Here is a 25,412-nt window from a genome sequence, read left to right on the forward strand (position 1 = left end):
AGACAGGCTGTTATGTTGATTATTAAAAACCACCTCTATGATCACACTTGAGCAGGTCGCTTTCCGCGCAGGATGCTCCATCAGCACTGCAAGCCGTGTACTGAACCGCACTGGGCCAGTTAGCGCCGAGATGGTGCGTAAGGTCCGCCGTGCGGCGGCGGAAATGGGTTACAGGCATATCGCAAACAAAGCTGGCGATACCCGTCGATCACGCGCTGTCGTTGGCGTTCTTGTTCCGAGCATTTCCAATCCGGTGTTTGCCGCATCTCTTGCGGGCATTCAGCGTCGCCTGCAAGCCGCAGGGCAAAGCGTGTTGATTGCACAGTCCAATTATGATCCGTCCAGCGAGGCTTCGGCTGTCGCATCCCTCCTTGAAGAACACCCGACCGGGTTAATCCTGACGCTTTGCGATCCCCGTTCCAGCGATGTACTTTCGGCAGCATTGCCACCCACCGTTCTGCTGAACAATTTGCCACTGCCGCGGTTTCAAGCGGCGGTCACCGTCGATAATTTTCAGGCAAGCTACGAGCTTACCCGTTTCTTGATGGATAAGGGTCATCATCATATCCTGTTTGTATCCGGGTATTTCACCTCCTCTGACAGGGCACGGCTACGTTACGAGGGGCACTGCAAGGCGCTGGCGGACAGCGGGCTTAGATCGCTCGAAGCGCTGCAGATTGGCTTTCTCGACGGATACGAAAACCTTGATCTGTTGGACGTTGTAGAGAATATCAGGCCAAGTGCCATCATCGCCTCCAATGATCTTCTGGCGCTTGGTGTGATCAGCGCTCTGAGACGACATGGGATTTCGGTTCCGGGTCATATCTCCGTCTGCGGTTTCGACGGCATTTCCATCGGGCGTATGCTCGAGCGGCCGTTGACCACGATACGGATGCCGGATGCAGACATGGGCACCGCAGCTGCCGCATTGTTGCTGGATATTGCGCAGAACGCAGCACCACCAAGGCATCTGCGAGTTGGATACCAATTGTTCCCCGGCGCAACAGTCGCCTAGCATGACAGCCTGACGCCAAAGGCCCGCTCCATCCTAACTATCTGAAAAATCAAAAAAGGAGGTGACAAAGCCACCTCCTCAACGTCGTGCTTGGTGTCTTCAAGACCTGCGCGGCAGAAGTTTTTTCACTTCATCGGCAGCGTCATTCAAGGCTTCGTCAGGCTTGGCATTCTGCTCGACGATGCGTGACAGGTTTTCAACGATGGTCTGAGTAACCTTCACACCGTTTGTGCCCGGGAAAGCGTACCAAGGAATCATGCGCGACATCTGTGAAAGACCAGCTTGGAACAGCGGGTTTTCCTTGTAGAAATTGCCGAGATATTCCGGCGACTTTGCAGCCAACTCGTTGTTTGGAACATAACCTGTGCCCGGCACGACAACGGACGCACCGTAAGGCCCGGCTGCGAACTTTGCGAAGGTCCATGCGGCCTTTTGCTTTTCGGCATCCTTGGTCAGGATAACCACAGCATTGCCGCCTGTTGGCAGCTTGCCATTTTCTGCGTCGATCAGCGGAATTTGTGCTGTGCGTAGATCGAACTTGTCTCCAACGTTCTTGATGGTGTTGCGAAGGGCGCCCGTTGTCTGAAACGCAAAGCCGATCTTGCCGGCTGCAAAGGCCTGTTCGCCAGCCTGTTTGGTCAGAACCGGAAGGCCGCCTTCCTTGACCATCTTGTCGAGAACGGCAACGGCCTTTTGGCCTGCCTCACCATTGAATGTCACCTTTGTCTCGTCAGCACTCAGCATGGTGCCGCCTGCGCCGAACAACAGTGCGGAGAACATCCAGTCATCACCCTGCCAGCGGAAATCGATGCCTTCATTGCCGTCGCCGAGCGCCTTGATCTTCCCGCCAAGTGCAATCACCTCATCCCAGGTCTTTGGCGGAACGTCCGGGTTGCCACCGGCTTTGCGAACCAGATCGGCGTTGTAATACATGATCGGGTTCGAGGTTGCGAAGGCGAGGCCAACCTGCTTGCCGTCCACCTGGGCAAGCTTCAGAATATTGTCTGAAAAGCCTTGCTCAGCCATGTTGCCATCGGCTTTGACGAGCGGCCCGAGATCAACAGGAATGTCACGCTCGTTGACCATGCGCAGACGGTTAAGACCGATGAAGGTCAGATCAGGCATTTCGGCCGTTCCGGCCTGCCGCATTATGGTCTGGATGCCTTCCTCGTAGGTTGCGGAAGGATTGGCGAACTGGATTTTGATCTCCGGGTTCTCTTCCATGAACTTCTTCGAAATGTTGTCCATCACATCCTTGAAGAAGCCCGGCATTGGATAATGCACGGTCAGCACTGTCTCTGCCTTTGCGGGCATGGCAGCAAAGGCAACCGAGACGGCAAGCGCCGTCAATGCGTGTCTGATAAGATTCATGGCACGTTCTCCGTTAAATGGTGAGGCTAGTGTTTATGCTGTCCGGCTCAACCTTTGAGGCCGGTCATGGTGATGCCTTCGATAAAGCTCTTCTGGGCAGCCAGAAACGCAAGAACGAGGGGAAGAGTGATGATGAGCGTTGCCGCCATCAGTGCGCCGTAATCGTCTCCTGCTTCCGCAGCACGGAAGTAGAGAAGGCCAAGCGGCGGTGTTGCATAGGTCTGGTTCGTCACGACGATCAGCGGCCAGAACAGATCATTCCAGTGGGCGACGACCGAGAAGATCGCAAAGGCCGTGACCGCTGGCCAGGCATTGGGCAAAATGACACGGCTGACGATCCCAGCTTCGCTCATTCCATCCAGCCGGGCTGCGTGGATAAGATCGTCCGGCATTGCCCGAAAGAACTGCAGGAACAGGAAGATCGCGAACACCGAGATCGAGAAAGGTGCGACCAGCGCCATATAGCTGTTGAGCACCGACATGCGGTCGAAGGCGACATAAAGCGGCAAGGCGGTGGCGTGGATCGGCACCAGAAGGCCCAGCATGACGATGATCATCAATGCCCGCGCCGCCTTGAATTTCAATTTTGCCATGGCGTAGGCGCAGGGCACTGCGACGATGACCTGAATGAACAGAATCAGTGAGCAGACGATGGCACCGTTCAAGAGAAGATGCGGCATAGAAACCCGCGTCATGGCCTTGGTGAAGTTGGCCATGTAGCTCCATGTCTGCGGAATGAGCGACAGAGACGAGGAAAAAATCTCGCTTTGCGCTTTGCCAGCCGTCGAAATCATGAAGATGTAGGGCGACAGGAAGATGAGCGCGCCAATTTTCAGAATGCACAGGCGGATCACGCGGCCCAATGTCATCGTTGGTGGGAGAGTGGCGGACTGCGTCATGAGTAATGCACCTTGCGGTCAAGAACGCGGTACTGGAGGAACATCAGGACCACCAGAATGGCGAGGAAGATCACAGTCATGGCTGACGCATAGCCGACGCGCAGATAGACAAACCCTTCCTGATAGATCGTGAAGAGCAGCACTTCGGATGCCTTGTTCGGCCCGCCTTCGGTCAAGGCTTTTACGGTCTCGAAGACCTTGACCGAATTGATGATGCTGATCGTCACCACAAACAGCGTGGTTGGCGCCAGCATCGGCCATGTGACAAGGCGGAAACGCTCGAAACTGGAGCGGACGCCATCCATTTCCGCTGCTGCGTAAAGATCACGCGGGATGGCCGTCAGGCCTGCCAGAAACAGAACCATATTGAAGCCGACCGACTGCCAGATGCCGATAATGGCAAGGCTTGGCAAAACCGTGCTGGACGAGCCAAGCCAGTTGGGTCCAGCAATGCCAAAGACGCCTAGCATCATGTTCACAGGGCCGATGCTCGGGTGCAGCATATATTGCCAGACCGTTGCCATGGCCACCAGCAGAGAGGCGACCGGCAGAAAGTAGACTGTGCGGAAAAACGCCTTGGCCCGCGGCTCAGCTTCGATAAGCATGGCAATGCCAAGGCCGAAGATGATTGAGAAGGGCGTTACGATGGCCGTATAGACAACGGTATTCCAAAGCGATGTGCGGAACGTGCGGTCACTGAAGAGCTCGACATAGTTCTCAAATCCGACAAAGCGGAAATTGGAATAGCCAAGTTCGAAATCGGTAAAGCCCAGCACGATGACGGCGGCCGTCGGAACGATGATGAACAGCATCATGAGGACGATAGCCGGTCCCGCAAGCAGCCAGGCGGTGCGGCTTTCGCGCCTGGCGGCGATCTCTGCCTGCGTCGGTGTCGGAGCGGCGAAAACGGATGCGGTCAACTCAGCCATGGAGCAGCTCCGGCGCACCAACAATGGAAACCTGCGTTGTGACGCGTTCACCATCCGCACCGAAGAGCAGCGCCTTGTCCGGCTGGATTGCCAGATGAACCGGCTTGCCGGGGCCTAGATTTGCGGCGTCGGACGGCGTGAGCTTGACGACGACAGTTTCGCCCATACCGTCAAGGCGTGCAAAGAGAATGACTTCCGAGCCGAGGAACTCAAGACGTTCCACCGTTGCAGCCATCGTGTCTCTGGATTGCGATGCCAGCCTCACAAACTCCGGGCGAATGCCGACGGTGATGTCGTCGCCACGCGACAGGCTAGACGCTGCGATGGTGATACCACCGAATTGCACCATGCCATTGGCAGTCGCTTTTGTCGGCAGCAGGTTGATCCGGGGCTGGCCGATGAACCGCGCAACCTCGATATGGGAGGGGTCTTCATAGATCGTCTGCGGCGTGGCCAGTTGCAGAAGTCTGCCGCCAATCATAACCGCCACACGGCTTGCCATGGACAGGGCTTCCGACTGGTCGTGCGTAACATAAAGTGCCGGAACGCCTGACTTGCGGTGCAGCTCGACGATTTCGCCACGCGCATGGACACGCAGGTTGGCATCCAGATTGGACAGAGGCTCATCCATAAGGAACAATGCTGGATGGCGAACCATGGCGCGAGCAAGCGCCACACGCTGGCGCTGGCCGCCAGACATCTGGCCGGGCTTACGATTCAGCAGATGGCCGATCTTCAAGGAGGCAGCCATCGCCTCAACTTCCTTGAGTATGCCTTGGCGGATTGCTTTCTGACCGGGCAAGACATTGCCGATAATCGGCAGGCGTTGCGTGGCAGTGAGGCGACGCATGGCAAGCGGCACTGCGATGTTCTGGCCAGCTGTCAGATGCGGATAAAGCGCATAGGATTGGAACACCATGGCAATGTTGCGATCGGCGGCTGTCAGGTTCGACAATGTCTTTCCACCAAGGCTGATCTCACCTTGATCGGCATGGTCCAGACCCGCGACGATGCGAAGAAGCGTGCTCTTGCCGCAGCCGGACGGGCCGACCAGCGCGATGAATTCGCCAGGCTCAGCCTCAAGGCTTACTCCTTTGAGAATATCGTTGGAGCCGAAAGACTTTGTGATGTTGGAGAGAGACAGCACGCTCATTCCGCCGCTTCCTTCTTCTTGAGAGCGGATGGATAGACCTCTGCCACCACGTCATCGAGATAATAGGGCTTCAGCCCTTCCACGGACACCAACTGGCTTTCCACCGTTTCTCCGAGATGGTGAACCGCTGCACCAAGCAGACGCGATCCCGGCATTTCGCGTTCCATGTCTCCCAAAATGAAGGAGGACGGTGGCGCCCAGACGAGGGTGGTGTTGTCATGACGGCCTATCCAGCTCCAGTGCAGATGGCCGGAACCGACCAATGCAACATCATGCCTGGCGATAAGCTCCAGCAGGCGCATGCGCGGCTCAAACGGTGCGCTCCAGTACCCTGCTTCCGGCTCGTTGGCGTCATCGACAAAAAGCGGTTTGTGCGTGAAGATTGCGACCTGACGGCCGTCGCGGCTCTCAAGGGTTTGTTCCAGCCAGCGTTCCTGCGCCTCTTCATCTGCGCCACCAAGCCCGATCAGGAGACTGTTGAGCCCGATTATGCGCCAACGATCCGTATCTTCGACCCAGTAGTCGGGGCCGACGAGGCGATGCCAACGGTCCAGGCGCTCGGCATTGACCGGCTGTGCCGACCCATGGAAATGTCCAACATCGTGATTGCCAGGAACAATCAGCATCGGCATGGACAATTGCCGCATCATGTCCATGGCAAAAGCGATGTCTTCTTCGAAATCGGCACCGTCGATGCTGAGATCACCGGTATGGACGACCAGATCAGGCTTCTCACTTTCGATCCAGCGAACCAGCGGCTCCCAATTGCCATTGAAATGCGGCTTGGTGGGGCTCAGATGGGTGTCTGTGATCTGGATGATTTTCAAGGTGCAACTCCGGTAACTCACATTGTCCGGAGAATGCCTTCAAGCACGACCCGCATTGTGTTGCCGCCGTGTTTAGTCACTGATGATGTCAGTATGGCTACAGTTTCTTTCAGTGGTTTTTCAGTTTTGTTGCAAAACCTTCACACGTTCGATGTTCGTCGGGACAACTCCCACCACTGGGGGCGACGCAACGTTTAAATGAGCTATCTGACCTGATGTCCTCAGGTCGGATCATCCACATAATCGCTGCGTCGCATGCATAACGAAGAGGTCCTGTCACCTCACATGGCAAAACCTATGCTGTAGGCAATGGGAGGCGACTTTCTTCGCCAGAGATGACGATCTGCTCTTCGACCAGAAAAGCCTTGATGCTGCCGATGAAGGTTGCACCATGTGCACGAAAACGCTTGAGCGCTTCCGAAGCCAGAACGTCCTTCATCTGTTCTTCGTCATCGAACCAAATCTCGGCAATTCCGTCGCAGGTGAAGGGGTAGTCCGGCACATCGGCACGACTTGGCTCTTTCAGGATGATATTCAACACGAACTTGCGGATACCGGGGACAGAGAGCGCCATTTCAGCATGCTCGACGCGCCAGGCATAAAGAAAGTCGGCCTTCGTCATTTCCGACGGTCGAACGAGCAACGAAATGAGTTTGATCATGTAAGGGCCTCAAAGGTTTGGGTAATTTTGAAAAAGCCCGTCATCACGAAAGGCATCTTCAACTTACGTCCAATCAAGGCGCACCTTGTAATTGAAGTTCGAAATACGGCTCATTACCAGCATTAATGAAGCCTTTGCTCTTTATTCACGAACATGATGTGGCGCATTACGAGAGGAAATTTGTGTCATCCGCCCCGATCTTAAACTATCCATTTGGGCGGAATGGTTTTGGAACATTACCATTTCTAACAGGTCTGAAAAAAAGATTTCGGAGGGACAATGATCAAGACTGTAACCCTATTGGCAAAACGCGATGATTGGACCCGCGAAGAATTCCTCAAATACTGGCGCGAAGTTCATGGTCCGCTGGCAATTGATGTGAAGAATATTCTCCGTTACGTGCAGTCCGAATGTCTCGACAACATTGTGCGCCAGGATATCGTGGAAATGGACATCGCAATCGACGGTGTCGCCGAGGTCTGGTACGAGAGCGAAGAGGCAATGCGCGAAGCGCGCGTTTCACCAGAAGGTCAGCGCCTTCTCGCCGACGGTGCCAAATTTATCGGACGTGCCCGAACCGTCATTGTTCGTGAAGATGAGTTTATCGCGCTCAGGATCCCCTGAATATCTTCAGTGTGTTTCCGCACGGGAAAAACAAACCTGAACACGCTGACCACTTTGCGCAGGTCGCTCCAGCGAATTCTCGCTTCGCAGCTTTCATGTCCGAAAGAGACTTTCTGGAGCGCTCACTCGTGACAGATCCCTGTTCGGAACAGGTGCGCATCCATGTTCTCATGGCAATGAGTGAGGTCAGTATTTGATTGGTTTCCGAATGGAACTCTGACGTATCTCTCGCAAATATCGGATCGGTGACTGAGCATATGACGCAGCAATCAACAATCACAACGCCAAGCCGAGGCGGCCCTGAAGACACGCAGCGAGCTATTCCGTTGGTGAATCTTCATTCCACGTGCCTTACCCTTGGCGGGCATGAGATCTTGCGCAACATCGAACTGGCTTTGAAGCCAGGCGAATTTGTCAGCGTCGTTGGTCCGTCGGGCTGTGGAAAGACGACGATGTTGCGGCTGATTGCGGGACTGTTTGCTCCGACGGACGGGCGTATTCTTTATGAAGGCAAGGAACTTCGTGGCCCCACCCGCGAGATTTCCGTCGTCTTCCAGGATTATGCCAAGGCTTTGCTACCCTGGCGGACGGCTGCAGAAAACGTGTCGCTGGCATTGGAGGCTGCGCGCGTTCCCCATAAGAAACGCGCTCCGATCATTCAGAACCTGCTGGATAAAACCGGGCTTGGTCAGCACAGCCATAAATTTCCCGGCCAGATGTCGGGCGGCATGCAGCAGCGCTTGCAGATAGCCCGTGCGCTGGCGCAGGAACCGAAGCTCTTGCTGATGGATGAGCCCTTCGGTGCACTCGATGCAATGACCCGGCAAAACCTGCAGGACGAATTGCTTGCCATTCTGGCAGTGAACAAAGCCACTGCATTTTTCGTGACACATGACCTGGAAGAAGCAATCTATCTCTCAGATCGTGTGATCGGCCTTCTGCCGCACCCGGGTCGGATCGCGGAAGTGTTTGACGTGCGTCTTCCGCGCCCCCGCAATCAGCTTGAAACGCGCGAAACCGAGGAGTTTGTTCGTCTGCGGCGAGAACTGACACGGTTTATTACCATTGCGGAGAAGCAAGGTTGATGGGCGCGCCCAAGATCAACGCGCTGCGCGCTGCCGCACTGCCTATCGCAGCGGTGGTGATTGCAGAAAGCTGGGCGCGATTGACCCACATGCAAAGCTACACGCTGGCGCCCCCAAGCCAAATTCTGGTTGCAGGCGCGGGTGCTATCATCGATGGCTCGCTCTTCAAAACGACATGGGAAACACTGGTATCTGTTGTATTGGGCTTCCTGATCGGGGCTGCGGTCGGCATTCCCGGCGGTATTTTCCTCGGCCTGTTGAACAAGCTCGACCGGCTGTTCGAGGTGCCTGTCGAGTTCATTCGCGCCATGCCTTCCATCGCGCTGCTTCCGGTCTGGATGATCATCTACGGCCTTGGCTTCAAGATGGAAATTGCCGTGATCGCCTTTACCACGATCTGGCCAAATCTGATCATGGCGCGGTCTGCCGTTCAGGGCATTACGCCGCGCCTCAATGAAGTGGCAATGGTTCTGGGATTGTCCAGACTTCAACAAATCTGGAAAATCGTGCTGCCAGCAGCGCTGCCGGGTATCTTTGTCGCGCTGCGTGTAACGCTTGGTTTTTCACTCGTCGTCGGCGTCACCATCGAAATTGTCGGCAACCCGCAAGGCCTTGGCTCAGCCATCATGCTGGCACGCGAAGCGATGAACCCGGCGCTGATGCTGGCAACACTCGTCTGGATCGGGCTTCTCGGCCTCCTGCTCAATATAGCAATGGCCTCGGTCCAGAAAACCTTCTTCGGCCGGTTCTACACAAAGGAGCAGGAAGAATGAACATCAACCGTTTCGCATGGGTTCTGGCCAGCGGCTGCATGTTCCTTGTCCTTATCGGCATCTGGAAGCTGGTCACGGACGCAAATCTTATCACGCCCGTTTTCCTGCCATCGCCAAGTGATACATTCGCAAGCCTCTGGGCTGGTTTTTTTGACGAGGACATCCGCCACAAGTTTTTCGCGACCGTTATGCGCATGTTTTATGGCTGGGTACTGGCGTCCATCGCAGGGATAGCGATCGGTGCTCTGGTTGGAAGCTCGAAAGTCGCGCAGAGCTATCTCGGGCCTTCCCTCGAGGCGTTGCGCCCTTTGCCAGCCTCGGCGATCATTCCGGTTGCCATGGCATTGTTTGGCCTCAGCGATCTGATGGTTTTGAGCGTTGTCGCCTTTTGCGCATTGTGGCCAATGCTTCTGTCCACCATTCATGGTTTCCGGATGGTCGAGCCCCGCCTTTTTGAGGTCGCGCGGGTGTTTCGCATGTCTCGGACCGAGTTTGCCTTCAAGATCGCGCTGCCAAGTGCCATGCCCGATATTCTTTCTGGAGCCCGAATCAGCTTGACCGCCTCACTGGGGATGGCGGTCGCCGGGGAAATGCTGGTCGGTGTCGACGGAATAGGCCAGTTCATGCTTGCGGCGGGTCGATCCTACCGGTCAGCCGATATGTTCGCAGGCCTTGTGATGCTGTCGATGATCGGCATGGGGTCTGCGCTCCTTCTCGGTTTTGCCGAGCGAAAAATCCTGCGGTGGCGAAGTTCACAACAATGAACGCCGCCTCTTCAGCGATGTAACAACAAGAAAAACTCAACGTTAAGTTAGGGGAACTAAAATGACATCGAAAATAACACGCCGTTCCGCACTTGCACTGTCAGGCCTTGCGCTTGGCTCGCTCGCGGCCCCGTCACTGTTGCGCGCGCAGGACCTCAAGCCCATCCGCTTTGGCTTCTATCCTGCTGTCGACTTCGTCGGAGCCTTCCTTGCGAAAGACAAGGGAATCTTTGAAAAGAATGGGATCGACTTTCAACTGACGCCAATGTCAGCGACCGCAATCGTACCGGCGCTGGTGACCAATTCCATGGACATCGGCACGCTCAATATGATCCCGACGCTTCAGTCCATCGATGCAGGGCTTCCGATTTCCATGATTGCCGGAGGGCAACGACTTCCCGCCACCGGCAATATCGGGCTGATGGCGCGCGCAGGCGCAGGCCTGAAGGAACCGGCTGATCTCTACGGTCGCCGGCTTGCCACACCAGCATTGAACAACATCATGTTGTACATGTTCAATTACTGGTTCAAGCAGAAGGGCCTTGATCCCAAGAAGCTCAAGTGGATTGAAGTGCCGCCAGTCAACTACAGCGATATGATGAAGCGCGGCGAGATCGATGCCGCACTCAACTTCGACCCATTTTTCTTCCTCATGAAAGAGGAAGGCGTCGCAGTGCCCTTCGTAAACTTCTTCGAGAACGCACCTGATGGCGTTGTCGTCGGTGGATATCAGGCCAACGCCGGATGGACAGCCAAGAATCCCGAGCTTGTTGCGAAGTTCCGTGCCTCTCTGGTGCAGGGTTCTGAACTGGCCATGGCAGATCATGATCTGGCCTATGAATCCATCGCGAAGTGGACGAAGATGGACATATCACTGGTCAAGAAAATGGCCGTCCCAAATCTTTCGCCGAGGGTCGAGCCTACAAATCTCGACTACGTGTTCACCGTTATGCGTGACCAGGGACTTTTGAAAACCGGCCTGACAGCCGACAAAGCACTTACGCCCTGGACATAAGAACGCATTGAAGGTGATGGGGGCGATCGCGTCCATCACTTCCACGAACAATGCCTGACATGCCAGCTTGCCGTTGCGGGCAAAGGACCGGTTCACGCCCTCGGTCTGACCGGGGTCTATATTTTTACGGATGGTGATGAGAATGACCTACACGCCCGAATCGCTGGTTGGCGAGTTCGATATTCTGATGCAGCGCGCCAAGCTCGATCTTGATGAGGGCTGGCGCGAACAGATGCTCGTCGAATTTGCGCAGATGCGTGAGGAACTCGATACCATTCACGCCTTTGCCAATCGTGCGAGCGGTCCCGCGGATCTGCGCCAGGTGATTACCTTTGGGAGGGTCGAAAAGTGACATTCACAGATCTCTCCCTTCGCTCGCTTGGCCAAAAACTGCGTGAGCGTGCCTTTTCGTCCACAGAACTGACCCGCTGGACGCTGGACAAGGCGAAGGCCGCCAATGACACGTTGAACGCCTTCATCAGCATTCTTCCCGAGCAGGCGCTGGCTGCGGCGGAGCGTGCTGACCGGGATTTTGCCGCTGGCGTGGATCGCGGCCCGATGCAGGGCATTCCTTATGGCGCCAAGGACTTGTTTGATGTAGCCGGTCTGCCAACAACCTGCCATTCGCGCATCGGGCTTGATACCGTTGCGTCTGGCGACGCGGCCATCGTCGAAAAGCTTTCCCTCGGTGGCGCGGTGCTCGTCGGCAAGATGGCGACGCATGAATATGCCCTTTATGGCCCGGATGCTGAACTTCCCTTTCCGCCTGCCCGCAACCCGTGGAACCTCGATCACATCACTGGTGGTTCTTCGAGCGGCTCGGCATCCTCCATTACTGGCGGCATTCTGCGCATGGCGCTTGGCACAGATACCGGTGGCTCGATCCGGTCGCCGTCATCCTGGTGCGGAACGGTCGGCCTGAAGCCGACCTTCGGGCGTGTTTCGCGCCGTGGCTGCTTTCCGCTGTCATGGTCCCTCGACCACTGCGGCCCTCTTGCGCGGACGGTGGAGGACGCAGCCGTGGCACTCAACGTGCTGGCTGGTTATGATCCACTCGACAATGACTGCGCCAATGTGCCCACAGAGGATTTCACCGCAGCTCTCGGACATTCCGTCAAAGGTATGAAGGTCGGGATCGCAAGGTCGCTGCTGGTCACGGCATCTGGGCCGGTTCTGGCCGAAATCGAGCGGGTCGCGGATCTGCTTCGTGCAGAAGGCGCGGAAGTGTTCGATGTGGAAACCCCACCGCTTGCCTTGTTTGGAACCGTCATCCGCGCTTTGCTTCTCATCGAAGGGCACCACATTCACGAAGCCAACCTGCGTTCACGGATAGGCGATTTCGGCCCCCTTTCAGCGCGCCGGCTGGCGCTGGGTGCCGCCTATACCGCGACAGATTACCTTGCTTGCCTGAAAGCACGGCGCATTCTGGCTGAACAGCTGTCGGCTGCGCTGACTGGCTGCGATGTTCTACTCTGCGCCACGACGGCGAATGCCGCACCCCGCTACACACCAGTACCAAATCCATTCGATCCTGCCGGGCCTTCCATGACAAACCCGTTCAACGTGACAGGCAATCCCGCCATCAGCGTTCCAGTTGGGCTTAACGACTGCGGTCTGCCTTTGTCCGTGCAACTGGTCGGCAGGCTCTTCGACGAAAAAACCCTGCTCACGGTCGCTCATGCCGTCGAAAGCCTGAGTGGGTGGACAGACATATCACTGCCTGACTACGCTCGGTAACCAACTGGACGACGCTGCCGCAATGAGGAAAGTGGACGATGAATGGTATTCATGACATGGGCGGAATGCACGGCTTCGGCCCGATTCCAGATATCGAGAACGAAGAACCGTTTCACCATGAATGGGAGCGCCGCATCTTTGCGGTGAATTTTGCGATTGGTGGGCTTGGGCTCTGGTCGATCGATCAGGTCCGCTCCGAAATGGAATCCCTGCCGCCTGACGAATATCTGCGCGGCGATGACTACTTTCGCAGGTTTGTCCTTCGGCTTGAGCGGTTGGCCATCAAACATTCGCTGGCCGATGCGAGTGAGATCAGCGCCGGCGCGGCCCTTCATCCGGCGCGTACAGGCCTCTCTGCCCTCCCCCCTGAGCGTATTCCGATCATGGCCGAAAAGGGCAACTCCTCGATGCGCCCAGCGAAGACGGCCCATCGTTTTAACATCGGGGACAGGGTGATTGCACGCAAGCTTAACCCGTCCACCCATACGCGGCTGCCTCGCTACGTCCGGGGCCATCCCGGCGTGGTGACGATGGTTTATGGCGTCCACGTGTATCCCGACCATAGCGCCCTTGGTAACGAAGATCCGCAGTGGCTTTATGCCGTGCAGTTCGATGGACGGGACCTCTGGGGCGAGGGTTGCGAACCTGGCTGCGAAGTCGTTGTCGATGCCTTTGAACCTTATCTCGATCCTGCCTGAAGCATCTACCGCCTTTAGCAGCTGCCTCAACCTTTCAAGCCTTGGAGTTTGCCATGTCCGGCAACCATGACCACGACCATGATCACGATCATTCTCATCTGACTGACACGGAGTTGCGCGTCCGGGCCTTGGAAACTCTGTTCACGCAGAAAGGCTATGTCGATCCGAAAACGCTGGAAACGATTCTGGAGACTTACGAGACCAAGATCGGCCCTCGCAATGGCGCGCGGGTGGTAGCCCGGGCCTGGAGCGATCCAGCCTATCTGGAATGGCTGAAGACCGACAGCAGCGCTGCCATCGCTTCTCTGGGATATACAGGCCGTCAGGGTGAACATATCGTGGCGCTCATCAATACGCCCGAGGTCCATAACGTCGTCGTCTGCACGCTGTGCTCCTGCTATCCTTGGCCTGTGCTTGGCTTGCCCCCTGCATGGTACAAGTCCTCAGCCTACCGCTCACGCGTCGTGATCGAACCGCGCGCCGTCCTTGCGGAATTCGGCCTTGTCCTTCCTGAAACGACGCGCGTGCGTGTCTGGGATTCCACGTCCGAGATGCGTTACATCGTTATTCCGATGCGCCCAGAAGGAACAGAGGGATGGTCGGAAGAGGAACTGGCAGAACTCGCAAACCGCGATTCCATGATCGGTACGCGGATCGCAACCGCTGCTTCCGAGCGGCCCAGCGCAACGGCATGAGGCAAACAGCATGACACAGGCGCATACTGATATCGATCTCGCTCAAACCTGCGGTACAGACCCGCGCATCTGGGATGAAGAGACTGGCATGCTCTTTGGCGAACCGTGGCAGGCGCAGATTTTTGCCATGACGGTTGCGTTAAACGAGGCCGGACAGTTCGAATGGAGCGAATGGGCCGGGGTGTTTTCAAAACATCGCAAGGCGAGTGCCAGAAACGGCATGCCCGATACGGTCGATACCTATTACGACGACTGGCTGAACGCTCTGGAAGAAATCGCCTCGATACGATCTTTGGCGACGGGCGATGAGCAGCATCTTTATAAGCATGCATGGGAACACGCAGCCGAACGAACACCGCACGGCCTGCCCATCTTTCTGCAGGAGGCAGATTTCGAAGAGGCACGCTCGCATCATCGCGCTTGAGGGCCCCTACACGATGGGTTGGTCTCTGGGGATCCGCGTGAGTTGATCGTTCTGGCGTCGGCGCGGATTTCATCTTCCTTTCAAAACTATGGGTGATGCGGCCCATCACGAATAATGACTACCTCTGAGACGTTCAGCTTCTTAGCCTCAGTCCCGGCGCAAACCGAAAGCGGTGTGGGAATTGTTTGTGGCCGACGTTCTTCAGCGGCATGCAGGGAGGCTTGTCGCGCATGAGGATGGAGCGGGCAATGCCAAGTCAATTCGGGAGGACTTCATGATATTTGCAAAACTGGCGGCGGTTGCGGTTGCCGCTGCCTCTGTACCTTCGATGGACATATCCAGCGTCTGTCCACCTACGCGCCCAGAACACTCAATCGATCTGTCACACGACAGGCTGTAGGAAACCGACATGCCCGCCATATCTCCAATTTATACGATTGATGTCAAAAACAAGCTCGGCGAAAGCCCGGTCTGGAGCGAGCGGGAGCAAAAGCTATATTGGGTGGATAGTCGCGGCCCGACGATCTATCGCTTCGATCCGGTGTCCCGCAACGTCGAAAGCCTTGCAATGCCAGATATTATCGGCAGCATAGGATTGCGCAGTGGTGGGCCAGGCGAGCTTGTCGTTGCCATGCAAACTGGTTTGCATTTCGTGAATTTTAATTCGAAGCATTGCGAGCCGATTGCTGATCCCGAAAAAGACCTCCCTGACAACCGCTTCAACGACGGACGCACCGATCGGCAAGGCCGGTTCTGGTCGGGCACAATGAGCGACGTCAGACGCGACCCAACCGGATCGCTCTACCGGCTTGACGCGGATAGAACGGTTTCTTGCCTGCGCGGCGATGTGATCGTTCCCAACAGCATCTGCTGGAGCCCCGCCAGCCGGGTCATGTATTTCGCGGATACCTACCGCGATCGGATCATGGCCTATCGTTTCGACGCTGATGCGGGCACAATTCATGACGAACGGCTGTTTGCGGATACATCGGATCGTCCGGGCAGGCCGGATGGCTCGACAGTCGATGCCGATGGATATCTCTGGAACGCGGAATACGGTGGCGGTCGTGTCGTGCGCTATGCGGCAGATGGCCGTATCGACCGGGTTGTTGATCTACCCGTCACCCAGCCGACGAGCTGCACGTTCGGTGGCCCAGACCTGGCCACTCTCTTTGTCACATCGGCACATCAACGGCTGGGCCTAGACGACCTCGCGGCGCAGCCATTGGCTGGAGATGTATTTGCCTTCGATATCGGCATCAAAGGCTTGGCGGAGCCAGAATATGCGGGCTGAATTTCCATCCAATATCTTTCGTCATCATCGTCAGGCAGGCACACCATGATAATCGATCATCGCACCTATACCGTCAGACACGGTCACATGAAGCAATATCTTGAGCAGTTCGAGCGGGTCGCGCTGCCGATCCAGTTGCGTCATCTCGGCAAATTCATCGGCTCCTTCGTGTCCGATATCGGGCCGCAAAACCAGGTCGTGCATATCTGGGCCTACGAAGACATAACTGACCGGGAAACACGCCGTGCCAATATGGCCGCAGATCCCGAATGGCAGGCGTTTCTGACGCTAAACGCCGGCAGCTTTGTCGCTCAGGAAAACAAGATCCTCAAACCGACCACCTTTACCAAGCTCTAAGCCATAAAGAGCGGGTTCGTTTTAAGAAAGCACCCCAATGGACCAGAACAACCCGCAGATTGAAACGCTGGGACGGCTTCCGCTCGAGGCATTCGGCATATTCACATTGCCCAAAATCGACCCCGACAGCCTTGCGGGCTTTCGCGCTTTGCCGGACCTTACCGGAATGACATCAGATGCAATGGACGAACTGGGCATTGCAGGTGCCGTTCCCGGTGGAATGCTGCGGCCAACAGATGCATCCGCCCGTGTCGTTGGCCGGGCACTGACGGTGAAGAATGTCTTGCGCGATGATATGAGCCCTATCGACGTGTTTAAAACAGGCAATCCGGAGCTGGCAGATGTTGAGGCACATAACCTCGCCGAACCCGGTGATGTGCTTGTGCTGGAGGGCGTAGACAAAATCTCCAATATGGGAGGGCTGCTGGCCAGCATCGCCAAACGGCAGGGTGAGCTCGGAGCCATTGTGGATGGCGCAGTCCGCGATATCGGTCATTCGCGCGATATCGGTTATCCCATCTGGTCCCGGAGCGTCAGCCCCATCACAGGCAAGTGGCGGGTACGCACTGTCGCTATCAACACACCCGTTACAATCTGCGGCGTGACCGTCAGCCCCGGCGATCTCGTCCTGGCCGATGAGGTCGGTGTGTGCTTCGTTCCATTTGATAAAATCGAACAAGTCCTCAAACATGCGCAAGACATTGCCGAGAGCGAAGAAATGCGTCAAAAGGCCATCAGCAACGGTGCGCCGATCCGCGATGTCATGCGACGCAAACCGAAGGCTTGAGGGCGACCGCCGCAAGCGTGCGGCTTGCATGTCACATTTAAGGATAGGGCTATGCAGGAAAAACGGATCGACCTGAACCTGATGAATGTCCTTTACGCTGTCCTTGCCGAAGGCAGTGTGACACGCGCCGCCAACAGACTCTCGCTCACCCAGCCGGCGGTATCCAATGCGCTTGGGCGGCTTCGGCATATCATGCAGGACGAACTGTTCATCAAGGTCCCCGGCGGCATCGAGCCAACAGCCAAGGCCCTTGAGATCTGGCCGGACTTGCAGGCCGCGATGGACAAGATCCGGGAAATTGCTGTGCCTCAGGCTTTTTCTCCGGCCCAAACCAGTCTGACGTTCAACGTTGCGCTGACCGAGACGCTGATCTCACGCATTTTGCCCGATTTCACAGCCCGTTTTCTGAAAGAAGCGCCACAGGCGAAACTGCATTTCCATGTCCACTCCAACCCCAGCTCGATCAATGGTCTAGAACGCGGCGTATTGGACTGTGCGGTCGGCATGTTTCCAACCTTGGATGCCGAGTTGGCTGTGGAACCGCTTTTTACGGATCAATATGTCTGTATTTTCCGCCACGACCATCCAGACCTCGTCGCCCCCGTATCAAAAGAGGCGTTTCTTGGCGCGAAGCATGTTCTGGTCAAGCAGGCAACCGGGCAGATGGGTATCGTTGATAAATGGCTTGAGCAAACCGGTGGGGCACGCGATATCTCACTTGTCGTCAACAAGGCGGAAGAGGCCATCGAGATCGTGCGGCGCTCGGATCTCGCCGCCGCCGTGCCGCTGAGTTTCGTTCAGAGTTACCGGAACGGACAAGACCTGACCGTATCGCCCTTGCCCTTCGTCACGCATGATATCATCTACAAAATGGCCTGGCACAAACGAACCGAACGGGATCCTGCCCGCTCTTGGCTGAGGAGGGTTCTGCGTGAGACAACCCTCAACGTTTAGAGCCAGCCGTTAACAGTCCAAGCATGCTCCGGCCTATCGCATCCCCATGATGTTTGGATTCTCAACCAAATCTGGTGCCGTCAGATCATAAATGCCGTGGGGTCGCCAAGCTACCCCTTCTGGGTGACACTAGTGTCATGCAGGGTGCCGCTGTTGCCGCAATTCGCCCGCAATATTCAAGGCGCCCATTTAAAACTACCGCTTTCAGAACAGTAGAGTTGAGTTGAGGAAGCATGGGCGCTACCGAAAGAAAAGCCGAATCCAACATCACTCGCCTGATCTGAATACAGCGTGTCGCCGTAATATGTCTAAGACATCATTCAGGAAACTCGCTTGGCCCACGCGTGTCCAACAAGATTCCAGCACTCATCAGAACTGGAGACCATCGTCATGGCTGAGCAAGTGACAGTCTGGTTCGACAGCAATTGCCCGTTGTGTCAGAGAGAAATCGCATTGATGAAACGGCTCGATCGGCGCGGGGCGATCTTATTTATCGATGCTTGCGATCCTTTGACGGTCTGCCCCATTGATCGCGCAGACATTCTTGCCCGCTTCCATGCGCAGGAGGGCGACAGGTTGCTTTCGGGTGCGGCGGCATTTGCGGCCATGTGGCGGGCCATCCCAATCTTGCGCCCATTGGGAAAGATCGCTGGCTGGCCTGCAGTCACACCCTTGTTCGAAGCGGCCTATCGTGGCTTCCTGCGCGTTCGTCCCCGGCTGCAGAGGCTTTTCCGATGAAGGACCGTTTTCACCCCGTCCCCAAAAGCCGTCTCGGCCGGCTTGCGGCGTTAGGCCAGCTTGCAGGCGGCGTAGCAACGGGGATGGTCGGTGAAGGCTTGCGCCGGATGGCGCAGGGAGAACGCCCGCATCTTTCCGATCTGCTCCTGACACCATCCAACGCGCTTAGGGCTAAAGAGCAATTGTCGCGCCTGAGAGGTGCCGCAATGAAGCTTGGACAGATGCTGTCACTCGATGCGGGCGACCTTCTGCCCCCAGAACTCGCGGTCATCCTTGCCGACTTGCGAGAGAGCGCGCATTTTATGCCGGATCGTCAATTCCAGCAAACGCTGACGGCAGCCTGGGGTCCAGACTGGCAAAGGCACTTCTCTCGATTTGATATGACACCGATAGCAGCGGCCTCGATTGGGCAGGTTCATCGCGCCGTTCTTTCATCAGGGCGCGAGTTGGCGGTCAAAGTGCAATATCCGGGAATTTCGGCCAGCATCGATGCCGACATTGACAATGTTGCAGCACTTTTGCGGATCACGGGCCTGCTACCATCAGGACTTGACCTGGCACCCTACCTGACCGAGGCCAAAAGGCAGTTGCATGAAGAGGCGGACTACCTGCGGGAGGCAGAGCAGATGCGCCGCTACCGCAGGCTTCTTGCAGATGACCCGCGTTTCGTTGTGCCTGAGCCTGTCACAGATCTTCTCCATAGGACTGTTCTGCCGATGGACTACATTCCGGGCGGCCCCTTAGAAACACTGGCCGCGGCACCGGAAGCAGATCGCAACCGGGCATCGCAAGCACTGCTCGAACTGCTCCTAAAGGAGCTGTTCCAATTCGGCCTGATGCAGACAGATCCTAATTTCGCCAATTATCGCTGGCAGCGCGACGGTGGTCGCATCGTGCTTCTGGACTTTGGTGCCACACGTGCGGTAGCCCCTGAGATTGCTAATAAATATTGCATTTTGCTGCGCATCGGGATGACGGGCGATGTCCCTGCGATCCGTGATGCACTCGTGAAAATGGGTTTCATCTCCCCAGTCCAGGTGCTGCGACACGGTACGACACTGGATGCCATGATTGGCCTTGCGGTTTCCCGTATTGAGACGAGCCGAAATGGTCTTTTCGATTTTGCCGACCGCGATGTCATTGCTATGATCCGCGAACGTGCAATGCCGATGATGGCCGATCGTGCAAGCTGGCACCTGCCTCCTGCTGATACGCTGCTTATTCAACGCAAGATCGGCGGTATGGCGTTGCTACTAACCAACATGCGCGCGCGTCTTCCACTGGCCGACACGCTTGCGCGCTTTTGCTAAGGTCGCCTGAACCACGAATGGATGAGCGGCCTATTAGTTCAGTAAATTGTGTTCTATGCGCCGGGACTGGCGCATAGAAAGAGCTTCGTTCATCCCTGCTCGGTATGAAGCCATCGCCAACGGCGATCGCTCACCAAAGCTGATGGACGTGAGGAGCAATGCGGTTTTCGTAGATAGCTTTCAGCTGCTCCATCATGGACGGCGAGATTTCCTCGATACCGCTTGCCGAAGCATTGCCATTCGCCTGATCGGCGTTCTTCGCCCCTGGAATGACCGTGCTGACAGCCTCATTCATAAGGATCCAGCGTAAAGCGAACTGGGCCATTGTCACGTCACCGGGAACAAGCCTGCGGATATCCTCAACAACTTCAAGCGCAACCTCATAAGGGACGCCGGAGAATGTCTCACCCTTGTCGAACGCCTCTCCATTGCGATTAAATGCCCTGTGATCGTCGGCTGCAAAGGTTGTTCGGGCATTCATCTTTCCGGTTAACAAGCCGGATGCAAGCGGAACACGAACGATGACCGCCACGCCCTTGCGCTTGGCTTCACCAAAGAAAAGATCGGCAGGGCGCTGCCTGAGGATGTTGTAGATAATCTGGACAGAGGCTACGCCCGGATATTCGATCGCTTTCAGGCCTTCTTCGACCTTCTCGACGGAAACACCGTAGTTTCTGATCTTCCCCGCCTTGATCAGCGATTCCATCGCCTCGAAAACGTCTGGGCGATAATACACCTCCGTTGGCGGGCAGTGCAGCTGAACAAGGTCCAGGCAATCCGTTGCGAGGTTTTTGAGCGACCTCTCGACGAACATGGTCAGGTTGTCTTTGTTGTAACCCTCGGATATGTGCGGCGACAGGCGACGGCCTGCCTTGGTGGCGACGAACGGCCGTTCACCACCCCGTGCCTTCAACACATCAGCGATGATCTTCTCGGATCGGCCATCGCCATAAACATCGGCGGTGTCGATGAATGTCGTGCCTGCATCCAAGGCAGCGTTCAGCGCCGCTTGAGCATCCGCCTCTGACACATCGCCCCAGGAGCCGCCAATCGCCCAGGCACCAAATCCGATCTCCGAGACAGACCGTCCCGTTCTATCAAACTCTCTATAGTTCATGCATCATCTCCTTATGGCATCAATTGTCCGCCGTTGACCTCAATGACCTGCCCGGTGATGTATCCGGACATAGCCTCCGAGGCGAGGAAGAGGAATGCTCCAACGCACTCCTCCGGCGTCCCCTCCCGTCCCATGGGAATGGTCATTCGCTGGGCGGCCATGATCTCCGCCGACGTATACCGATCGTGAAATGGTGTCTGGATCAGGCCGGGGGCCACCGCATTCACGCGTATTCTGTCCTTGACGAATTCCTTGGCCTGGCCTCGGGTCAGACTGCTGACGAAAGCCTTTGCAGCTGCATAGAGGACGGCGCCACCACCGCCACCATTTCTGGCCGCGATTGACGTCGTGTTGATAATGAACCCACCCCCGGACGCCACGAGATGGCGATGAGCTGCGACGCTTGCTTCCCAGAGTGACTTCGCATTGAGGTCCAAAACACGGTCGAAATGTTCGGCGCTGACTTCCGTGGTCGGTACTCTGCCCAACATGCCACCTGCATTGTTGATGATGCCGTCGAGTCCCCCGAGAAGACGTGATGCTTCGTCCACCACCTGTGCGCCGACACCCGGCGCGCCAAGGTCCCCATGAACCAGCACCGTGTTTTCGGAATGCTTGCCCTGAAGCGCGGCGGCGGCATCGTGGCTTTCGTTAAAGTGAATGGCAACCCGAGCACCTTGCTTCGCGAATGCCGATACCACCGCAGCGCCAATTCCCGTCGAGCCTCCCGTTACAAGGACACGCTTGCCCTTGAGGTCGCTAAAAACAAACCCGTCGAACATTCTACTTCCTCCTCAAAGTCCTCAGGCATTGTCATAGCAATTGCCCGCTTCAAAGCCTCATGCTTTATGATGAACTTGGTTCACTCTTACGATGAAAGAGAAGCATCATGGATTTCTTCGAGCGCGTCGATCTTGCGGATTTGAGACTTTTCACGACCATCGTGCGCCGGCAGAGCTTCAAATCCGCAGCCATCGAGCTTGGGATAACCCCTTCGGCCGCTAGCCATGCGATGCGGCGGTTGGAAAGTCGTCTTGGCGCAAAACTTCTCAACAGAACAAGCCGGGCCGTGGCCCCGACGGATCTGGGCGTGGAACTGGCTTCCAGGCTTACTGAAGGATTTGATGTCATCGGCGCAGCACTGCACTCGCTCCGCGTGCCCGGTGCTGCGCGGTTTGGCGAGCTTCGCATCAACGCCTTCGCTGATGCCGCCCATTTGCTGATCGCTCCTGCACTACCAGAGTTCGCACGCATATGCCCCGATGTCAGGATTACAGTCGTTGTGGAGGATCGTCCGATCGATATTGTCGCTGAGGGTTATGATGCGGGCTTTCGCTATGGCCATAACGTACCAGAGGACATGGTTGCCTTGGCCCTATCAGGCCCACAACGCTGGGTGGTCGCGGGATCACCGGCATATCTAGAGGCCAACGGGACGCCAAGTTCTATCAACGACCTGGCCCAACATAATTGCCTCCAACTGCTCCTTGGAGATAACTCTGCATATAAGTGGGAGCTGTCTGAGGGCACCAGGAATTTAAGGCTGCGAGTACCAGGTTCGATAACCATCAATGACACGGCCACGACAATAAAGGCAGCAAAGGCTGGCCTCGGATTGGCATATTTGTTGGAGGCGCGAATTGCAGATGAGATCAGGGACGGCGCGTTGAAGGTTGTTTTGGCTGACCATGCCTCTCCGGGCGAACCATTCCATGTCTATTACGACAGTCGCCGCCACGGCCACCCGGGCCTGCGATCCCTGGTCAACATCATTCGCCATCAAAACGGGTTGACCCGAGTGTTCGATGAACATGGCCCCGTTGCCCATCTCTCAATACCAGCCGGTCAATGATGGCGCGACAATCCAAGATGGCCGGGCTTTAATCCGGGCTGAAGGACATCATGAGAGGCAGGTTAGTTAGACTGCTCACCAATGGTGTCCGCGACATGGGCTCCCCGTTCCCCCATTGGCACTGGCTTGCCAGTGGTAGAATCGATGGTTGTCTGATGTTCGAGTTCGGCATTGAGCTCTGCGCCCAAGATCAGGATGATCACCGATATCCAGGTCCAGACCATTAAACCGATCAGAGCACCAAGCGTCCCATAGGTCGCGTTGTAGTCGGCAAAGTTTTCAAGATAGAGTGAAAAAAGGACCGAGGCCGCCAGCCAGAGAAAGGTCGAAAAGGTCGCACCCCATGTGATCCAGCGAAGCTTGGCAGCTTCCCGGCTCGGCCCGTAGCGGTACATCATTGTAATGCCACACCCGACAATCAGAAGCAGAAAAGGCCAACGGGCTATCTTAGCTAGAAATTCGGTCCACTGGTCCAGCCAAAGGTAACCGAGAACGGCTGGCACGACACCAACGGCTATAATCAACGCTATGGCAACGAGCAAAGCGCCAAAGGTAAAGCCCAACGAATTCAGATTGAGCCGGATGATCCCGCGCTTCTCTTTCTCACCATAGGCAACATTCATGGCTTCAAAGAGTGCCTTGATGCCGTTATTCGCACTCCATAGAGCAACCATGAAGCCGGTAATCACACCAAAGCTCAGAGTGGAGTTCTTCTGTTGTGACAATGCATCGAGCTGGGAAACGATGATGTCAAAGCCACCTGGAGGCAGCGTCGTGGATAGAAATGCAATATGCTTCGCGATGGTCAAAGGGTCGGAAAAGACCCCGTAGAGCGAAACCAGTGCAGCCAAAGCAGGAAACAGAGCCAGCAAAAGGTAATAGGTGGCGCCAGCTGCAACCAACGTAACGCGATCTTCCGTAAATCCTGCGAAGACGCGCCAGAACACGTCCCGATAACCGAGAGATGTGATTTCGCCAGGCGTTGCCGCCATACGGCCTCGGTTATCACCAACCTCAGTTGACTTGCTATTGTTCCTGTCCAAGCACCCTACCCTAGCCATTTCGACCCGCCACGTATCGCATAAGCATATTAGCATTCAAGCTGAAACGGATGTGAATGCGCTCTCATCCACGGTGAGGTTTATCGAGCGCCAAGGTGTGACGGAGCTGAGTCAGGCGGATGGAGCGCACCCGCCTGATCCAGGTGCTAATAGACTTCATGTCGTCGGCACCGTTCCTCCATCGATTGTGTACTCGGTCCCGGTGATAGAGGCCGCGCGGTCAGAGGCGAGGAAGGCGATCAGGTTCGCGACCTCTTCCGGTTTTGCCGGACGCCCCAGCGGAATACCGCCCAGCCCGTCCATGATGATCTTCTTGCCACCCTCAATATCTGTCCCGGCCTGTTTCGCCAGGCGCTCTGCCAGGTGGACCGAGGCTTCCGTTTCGATCCAGCCCGGCGACACCCGAACGACCCGCACACCCTTTGGCGCCACCTCCTTGGACATCGCTTTGCTATAGGTTGAAAGTGCTGCCTTGGCCGCAGCATAGGCGGTTGTCGATTCCGGAAGCGGCAATACCCTTTGGATCGATGTGACATGCACGACGACGCCACTTCCTTGCGCGACCATGTCCGGAACGAGCAGCCGATCCAGTCGAACAGCCGGAAAGAGATTAAGCGACAGCTCCTTGTGCCAGTCATCATCCGACAGGGCCGAAAAGCCACCACCGGCCGCTGAAGATCCACCCAACATATGAACAATGACATCGACGCCGCCAAGGCGCTTGCGCGTAGCATCCGCGACCATTGCACATCCCGCTTCGGTGGTCAGGTCCGCTTCAACGAACAGCTCTTCCGGCAGGTATTCAGGATGCGCCCGCGCTGTCGTCAGAACCCGCGCACCAAGTTCGCGAAAAAGGCTGACGGTTGCAGCACCTGTGCCTTTGGTTCCGGCGGTGATGAGCGCGCGCTTGCCTCTCAGATCGAGAAAGTCGGTCATGAGTGAATCTCCAGTCTGACGATCTTGTCATCCCTTACCGTGAAAGCGTGGGTGAGCATCACCGGGCTGCCCGCAAATTGACCACTCACCCTGGCCCGAACCAGTGCCTTGTCGCCCTCAACCTTGGATTCCACTGGCTCTGCAAGGTATTGGGTCGCTTTCTTGGCGGCCAGCCACCACTGGCGGATTGCCACATCTCCCTGGTGGCGCGCATTCTCGTCCTCGACCACCGCGTCGACCACAAAAGTTTTGAGGAGTGCATCGATATCGCTGCGGCTGTCGGCGCCGAAATAGTTCTTCACAATTTGGGGCATATCCATCGTTTTTCTCCTGCTC

The 25,412-nt window shown here is 56.4% G+C and carries 29 protein-coding genes; 18 read left to right on the top strand and 11 right to left on the bottom strand.

Translation table 11 applies throughout. The annotated features are described in order from the left end of the window. Positions 1–37: 37 nt before the first annotated feature. Positions 38–1,015 carry a substrate-binding domain-containing protein gene (locus IFT53_RS15125; protein ID WP_192065821.1) on the top strand — a complete coding sequence of 326 codons (978 nt, stop codon included), beginning with the start codon at positions 38–40 and terminating at the stop codon, positions 1,013–1,015. A 99-nt stretch (positions 1,016–1,114) separates the two neighbouring features. On the opposite strand, the gene IFT53_RS15130 is transcribed toward IFT53_RS15125, so the two are convergent. The 6 genes from IFT53_RS15130 to IFT53_RS15155 form a co-directional block, all read right to left on the bottom strand. Further along, positions 1,115–2,386 carry an ABC transporter substrate-binding protein gene (locus tag IFT53_RS15130; RefSeq protein ID WP_192065823.1) on the bottom strand — a complete coding sequence of 424 codons (1,272 nt, stop codon included), beginning with the start codon at positions 2,384–2,386 and terminating at the stop codon, positions 1,115–1,117. Positions 2,387–2,433: 47 nt separating this feature from the next. Beyond that, on the bottom strand, positions 2,434–3,285 hold the full coding sequence (locus IFT53_RS15135; protein WP_244656338.1) for a carbohydrate ABC transporter permease: 852 nt from the start codon (positions 3,283–3,285) through the stop codon (positions 2,434–2,436). Further along, entirely contained in the window at positions 3,282–4,214 is a 933-nt protein-coding gene (locus tag IFT53_RS15140; protein ID WP_192065825.1) for a carbohydrate ABC transporter permease, read from the bottom strand. Before IFT53_RS15140 ends, IFT53_RS15135 begins: the two co-directional genes overlap by 4 nt. Further along, positions 4,207–5,367, bottom strand: coding sequence for an ABC transporter ATP-binding protein (locus tag IFT53_RS15145; protein WP_192065826.1), 1,161 nt, complete (start codon positions 5,365–5,367; stop codon positions 4,207–4,209). Before IFT53_RS15145 ends, IFT53_RS15140 begins: the two co-directional genes overlap by 8 nt. Next, the gene (locus IFT53_RS15150; protein WP_192065828.1) at positions 5,364–6,194 is read right to left on the bottom strand and encodes a metallophosphoesterase family protein; all 831 of its coding nucleotides are present in this window, start codon (positions 6,192–6,194) and stop codon (positions 5,364–5,366) included. Before IFT53_RS15150 ends, IFT53_RS15145 begins: the two co-directional genes overlap by 4 nt. Before the next feature lie 295 nt (positions 6,195–6,489). Beyond that, the gene (locus IFT53_RS15155) at positions 6,490–6,855 is read right to left on the bottom strand and encodes an EthD family reductase (protein ID WP_192065830.1); all 366 of its coding nucleotides are present in this window, start codon (positions 6,853–6,855) and stop codon (positions 6,490–6,492) included. 279 nt (positions 6,856–7,134) lie between these two features. Between IFT53_RS15155 and IFT53_RS15160 the strand changes: the two genes are divergently transcribed. From IFT53_RS15160 to IFT53_RS15235, 16 genes are all read left to right on the top strand, one after another. After that, the gene (locus tag IFT53_RS15160; RefSeq protein ID WP_192065831.1) at positions 7,135–7,479 is read left to right on the top strand and encodes an EthD domain-containing protein; all 345 of its coding nucleotides are present in this window, start codon (positions 7,135–7,137) and stop codon (positions 7,477–7,479) included. A 374-nt stretch (positions 7,480–7,853) separates the two neighbouring features. Continuing rightward, entirely contained in the window at positions 7,854–8,564 is a 711-nt protein-coding gene (locus IFT53_RS15165; protein WP_244656339.1) for an ABC transporter ATP-binding protein, read from the top strand. Continuing rightward, positions 8,564–9,337: an ABC transporter permease gene (locus IFT53_RS15170; protein WP_192065835.1), complete on the top strand. Its 774-nt coding sequence runs from the start codon at positions 8,564–8,566 to the stop codon at positions 9,335–9,337. The genes IFT53_RS15165 and IFT53_RS15170 overlap by 1 nt, the downstream gene beginning before the upstream one ends. Then, positions 9,334–10,101: an ABC transporter permease gene (locus IFT53_RS15175; protein ID WP_192065837.1), complete on the top strand. Its 768-nt coding sequence runs from the start codon at positions 9,334–9,336 to the stop codon at positions 10,099–10,101. The genes IFT53_RS15170 and IFT53_RS15175 overlap by 4 nt, the downstream gene beginning before the upstream one ends. Before the next feature lie 61 nt (positions 10,102–10,162). Continuing rightward, the gene (locus IFT53_RS15180; RefSeq protein WP_192065838.1) at positions 10,163–11,116 is read left to right on the top strand and encodes an ABC transporter substrate-binding protein; all 954 of its coding nucleotides are present in this window, start codon (positions 10,163–10,165) and stop codon (positions 11,114–11,116) included. A gap of 142 nt (positions 11,117–11,258) precedes the next feature. Then, positions 11,259–11,468: a hypothetical protein gene (locus tag IFT53_RS15185; RefSeq protein WP_192065840.1), complete on the top strand. Its 210-nt coding sequence runs from the start codon at positions 11,259–11,261 to the stop codon at positions 11,466–11,468. Further along, positions 11,465–12,853 (top strand): amidase family protein, encoded by a 1,389-nt coding sequence (locus tag IFT53_RS15190; RefSeq protein ID WP_192065841.1) that lies wholly within the window; start codon positions 11,465–11,467, stop codon positions 12,851–12,853. Before IFT53_RS15185 ends, IFT53_RS15190 begins: the two co-directional genes overlap by 4 nt. 38 nt (positions 12,854–12,891) lie before the next feature. Beyond that, positions 12,892–13,551 (top strand): nitrile hydratase subunit beta, encoded by a 660-nt coding sequence (gene nthB, locus IFT53_RS15195; RefSeq protein WP_192065843.1) that lies wholly within the window; start codon positions 12,892–12,894, stop codon positions 13,549–13,551. A 53-nt stretch (positions 13,552–13,604) separates the two neighbouring features. Next, a complete protein-coding gene (nthA, locus tag IFT53_RS15200; protein WP_192065845.1) occupies positions 13,605–14,246 on the top strand; it encodes a nitrile hydratase subunit alpha in 642 nt (213 codons plus the stop codon). A 10-nt stretch (positions 14,247–14,256) separates the two neighbouring features. Continuing rightward, positions 14,257–14,670, top strand: a complete 414-nt coding sequence (locus IFT53_RS15205; RefSeq protein ID WP_192065847.1) for a nitrile hydratase accessory protein — start codon at positions 14,257–14,259, stop codon at positions 14,668–14,670. Positions 14,671–15,079: 409 nt separating this feature from the next. Then, positions 15,080–15,964 (top strand): SMP-30/gluconolactonase/LRE family protein, encoded by an 885-nt coding sequence (locus tag IFT53_RS15210; protein WP_192065849.1) that lies wholly within the window; start codon positions 15,080–15,082, stop codon positions 15,962–15,964. Positions 15,965–16,009: 45 nt separating this feature from the next. Continuing rightward, positions 16,010–16,321: an NIPSNAP family protein gene (locus IFT53_RS15215; protein ID WP_192065851.1), complete on the top strand. Its 312-nt coding sequence runs from the start codon at positions 16,010–16,012 to the stop codon at positions 16,319–16,321. A 37-nt stretch (positions 16,322–16,358) separates the two neighbouring features. Further along, positions 16,359–17,108 (top strand): RraA family protein, encoded by a 750-nt coding sequence (locus tag IFT53_RS15220; protein WP_192065852.1) that lies wholly within the window; start codon positions 16,359–16,361, stop codon positions 17,106–17,108. A 51-nt stretch (positions 17,109–17,159) separates the two neighbouring features. Then, positions 17,160–18,062 carry a LysR family transcriptional regulator gene (locus IFT53_RS15225; protein ID WP_192065854.1) on the top strand — a complete coding sequence of 301 codons (903 nt, stop codon included), beginning with the start codon at positions 17,160–17,162 and terminating at the stop codon, positions 18,060–18,062. A gap of 390 nt (positions 18,063–18,452) precedes the next feature. Further along, the gene (locus IFT53_RS15230; protein ID WP_192065856.1) at positions 18,453–18,800 is read left to right on the top strand and encodes a thiol-disulfide oxidoreductase DCC family protein; all 348 of its coding nucleotides are present in this window, start codon (positions 18,453–18,455) and stop codon (positions 18,798–18,800) included. Beyond that, positions 18,797–20,110, top strand: a complete 1,314-nt coding sequence (locus IFT53_RS15235; protein WP_192065858.1) for an ABC1 kinase family protein — start codon at positions 18,797–18,799, stop codon at positions 20,108–20,110. Before IFT53_RS15230 ends, IFT53_RS15235 begins: the two co-directional genes overlap by 4 nt. Positions 20,111–20,240: 130 nt before the next feature. On the opposite strand, the gene IFT53_RS15240 is transcribed toward IFT53_RS15235, so the two are convergent. Together IFT53_RS15240 and IFT53_RS15245 are read right to left on the bottom strand one after the other, a co-directional pair. After that, a complete protein-coding gene (locus tag IFT53_RS15240) occupies positions 20,241–21,227 on the bottom strand; it encodes an aldo/keto reductase (RefSeq protein WP_192065860.1) in 987 nt (328 codons plus the stop codon). Positions 21,228–21,238: 11 nt separating this feature from the next. Further along, the gene (locus IFT53_RS15245) at positions 21,239–22,009 is read right to left on the bottom strand and encodes an SDR family NAD(P)-dependent oxidoreductase (protein ID WP_192065862.1); all 771 of its coding nucleotides are present in this window, start codon (positions 22,007–22,009) and stop codon (positions 21,239–21,241) included. Between the two features lie 107 nt (positions 22,010–22,116). On the opposite strand from IFT53_RS15245, the gene IFT53_RS15250 reads away from it, so the two are divergent. Then, positions 22,117–23,079: a LysR family transcriptional regulator gene (locus IFT53_RS15250; RefSeq protein ID WP_192065864.1), complete on the top strand. Its 963-nt coding sequence runs from the start codon at positions 22,117–22,119 to the stop codon at positions 23,077–23,079. 62 nt (positions 23,080–23,141) lie between these two features. On the opposite strand, the gene IFT53_RS15255 is transcribed toward IFT53_RS15250, so the two are convergent. The 3 genes from IFT53_RS15255 to IFT53_RS15265 form a co-directional block, all read right to left on the bottom strand. Further along, positions 23,142–24,071, bottom strand: coding sequence for a YihY/virulence factor BrkB family protein (locus tag IFT53_RS15255; protein ID WP_243258346.1), 930 nt, complete (start codon positions 24,069–24,071; stop codon positions 23,142–23,144). A 225-nt stretch (positions 24,072–24,296) separates the two neighbouring features. Further along, on the bottom strand, positions 24,297–25,076 hold the full coding sequence (locus IFT53_RS15260) for an SDR family oxidoreductase (RefSeq protein WP_192065867.1): 780 nt from the start codon (positions 25,074–25,076) through the stop codon (positions 24,297–24,299). Continuing rightward, a complete protein-coding gene (locus IFT53_RS15265) occupies positions 25,073–25,396 on the bottom strand; it encodes a nuclear transport factor 2 family protein (protein WP_192065869.1) in 324 nt (107 codons plus the stop codon). The genes IFT53_RS15260 and IFT53_RS15265 overlap by 4 nt, the downstream gene beginning before the upstream one ends. Between the last annotated feature and the right edge of the window lie 16 nt (positions 25,397–25,412).

The sequence above is a fragment of the Rhizobium sp. CFBP 13644 genome (genome assembly GCF_014842165.1).
Taxonomy (GTDB): Bacteria; Pseudomonadota; Alphaproteobacteria; order Rhizobiales; family Rhizobiaceae; genus Agrobacterium; species Agrobacterium tumefaciens_C.

Bases quoted from the DNA above. Each gene is read 5' to 3' on its own strand.
- IFT53_RS15125 (WP_192065821.1), top strand. From the start codon at position 38: ATGATCACACTTGAGCAGGTCGCTTTCCGCGCAGGATGCTCCATCAGC.
- IFT53_RS15130 (WP_192065823.1), bottom strand. From the start codon at position 2,386: ATGAATCTTATCAGACACGCATTGACGGCGCTTGCCGTCTCGGTTGCC.
- IFT53_RS15135 (WP_244656338.1), bottom strand. From the start codon at position 3,285: ATGACGCAGTCCGCCACTCTCCCACCAACGATGACATTGGGCCGCGTG.
- IFT53_RS15140 (WP_192065825.1), bottom strand. From the start codon at position 4,214: ATGGCTGAGTTGACCGCATCCGTTTTCGCCGCTCCGACACCGACGCAG.
- IFT53_RS15145 (WP_192065826.1), bottom strand. From the start codon at position 5,367: ATGAGCGTGCTGTCTCTCTCCAACATCACAAAGTCTTTCGGCTCCAAC.
- IFT53_RS15155 (WP_192065830.1), bottom strand. From the start codon at position 6,855: ATGATCAAACTCATTTCGTTGCTCGTTCGACCGTCGGAAATGACGAAG.
- IFT53_RS15160 (WP_192065831.1), top strand. From the start codon at position 7,135: ATGATCAAGACTGTAACCCTATTGGCAAAACGCGATGATTGGACCCGC.
- IFT53_RS15170 (WP_192065835.1), top strand. From the start codon at position 8,564: ATGGGCGCGCCCAAGATCAACGCGCTGCGCGCTGCCGCACTGCCTATC.
- IFT53_RS15175 (WP_192065837.1), top strand. From the start codon at position 9,334: ATGAACATCAACCGTTTCGCATGGGTTCTGGCCAGCGGCTGCATGTTC.
- IFT53_RS15180 (WP_192065838.1), top strand. From the start codon at position 10,163: ATGACATCGAAAATAACACGCCGTTCCGCACTTGCACTGTCAGGCCTT.
- IFT53_RS15185 (WP_192065840.1), top strand. From the start codon at position 11,259: ATGACCTACACGCCCGAATCGCTGGTTGGCGAGTTCGATATTCTGATG.
- nthB (WP_192065843.1), top strand. From the start codon at position 12,892: ATGAATGGTATTCATGACATGGGCGGAATGCACGGCTTCGGCCCGATT.
- nthA (WP_192065845.1), top strand. From the start codon at position 13,605: ATGTCCGGCAACCATGACCACGACCATGATCACGATCATTCTCATCTG.
- IFT53_RS15205 (WP_192065847.1), top strand. From the start codon at position 14,257: ATGACACAGGCGCATACTGATATCGATCTCGCTCAAACCTGCGGTACA.
- IFT53_RS15210 (WP_192065849.1), top strand. From the start codon at position 15,080: ATGCCCGCCATATCTCCAATTTATACGATTGATGTCAAAAACAAGCTC.
- IFT53_RS15215 (WP_192065851.1), top strand. From the start codon at position 16,010: ATGATAATCGATCATCGCACCTATACCGTCAGACACGGTCACATGAAG.
- IFT53_RS15220 (WP_192065852.1), top strand. From the start codon at position 16,359: ATGGACCAGAACAACCCGCAGATTGAAACGCTGGGACGGCTTCCGCTC.
- IFT53_RS15225 (WP_192065854.1), top strand. From the start codon at position 17,160: ATGCAGGAAAAACGGATCGACCTGAACCTGATGAATGTCCTTTACGCT.
- IFT53_RS15230 (WP_192065856.1), top strand. From the start codon at position 18,453: ATGGCTGAGCAAGTGACAGTCTGGTTCGACAGCAATTGCCCGTTGTGT.
- IFT53_RS15235 (WP_192065858.1), top strand. From the start codon at position 18,797: ATGAAGGACCGTTTTCACCCCGTCCCCAAAAGCCGTCTCGGCCGGCTT.
- IFT53_RS15240 (WP_192065860.1), bottom strand. From the start codon at position 21,227: ATGAACTATAGAGAGTTTGATAGAACGGGACGGTCTGTCTCGGAGATC.
- IFT53_RS15245 (WP_192065862.1), bottom strand. From the start codon at position 22,009: ATGTTCGACGGGTTTGTTTTTAGCGACCTCAAGGGCAAGCGTGTCCTT.
- IFT53_RS15250 (WP_192065864.1), top strand. From the start codon at position 22,117: ATGGATTTCTTCGAGCGCGTCGATCTTGCGGATTTGAGACTTTTCACG.
- IFT53_RS15255 (WP_243258346.1), bottom strand. From the start codon at position 24,071: ATGGCGGCAACGCCTGGCGAAATCACATCTCTCGGTTATCGGGACGTG.
- IFT53_RS15260 (WP_192065867.1), bottom strand. From the start codon at position 25,076: ATGACCGACTTTCTCGATCTGAGAGGCAAGCGCGCGCTCATCACCGCC.
- IFT53_RS15265 (WP_192065869.1), bottom strand. From the start codon at position 25,396: ATGGATATGCCCCAAATTGTGAAGAACTATTTCGGCGCCGACAGCCGC.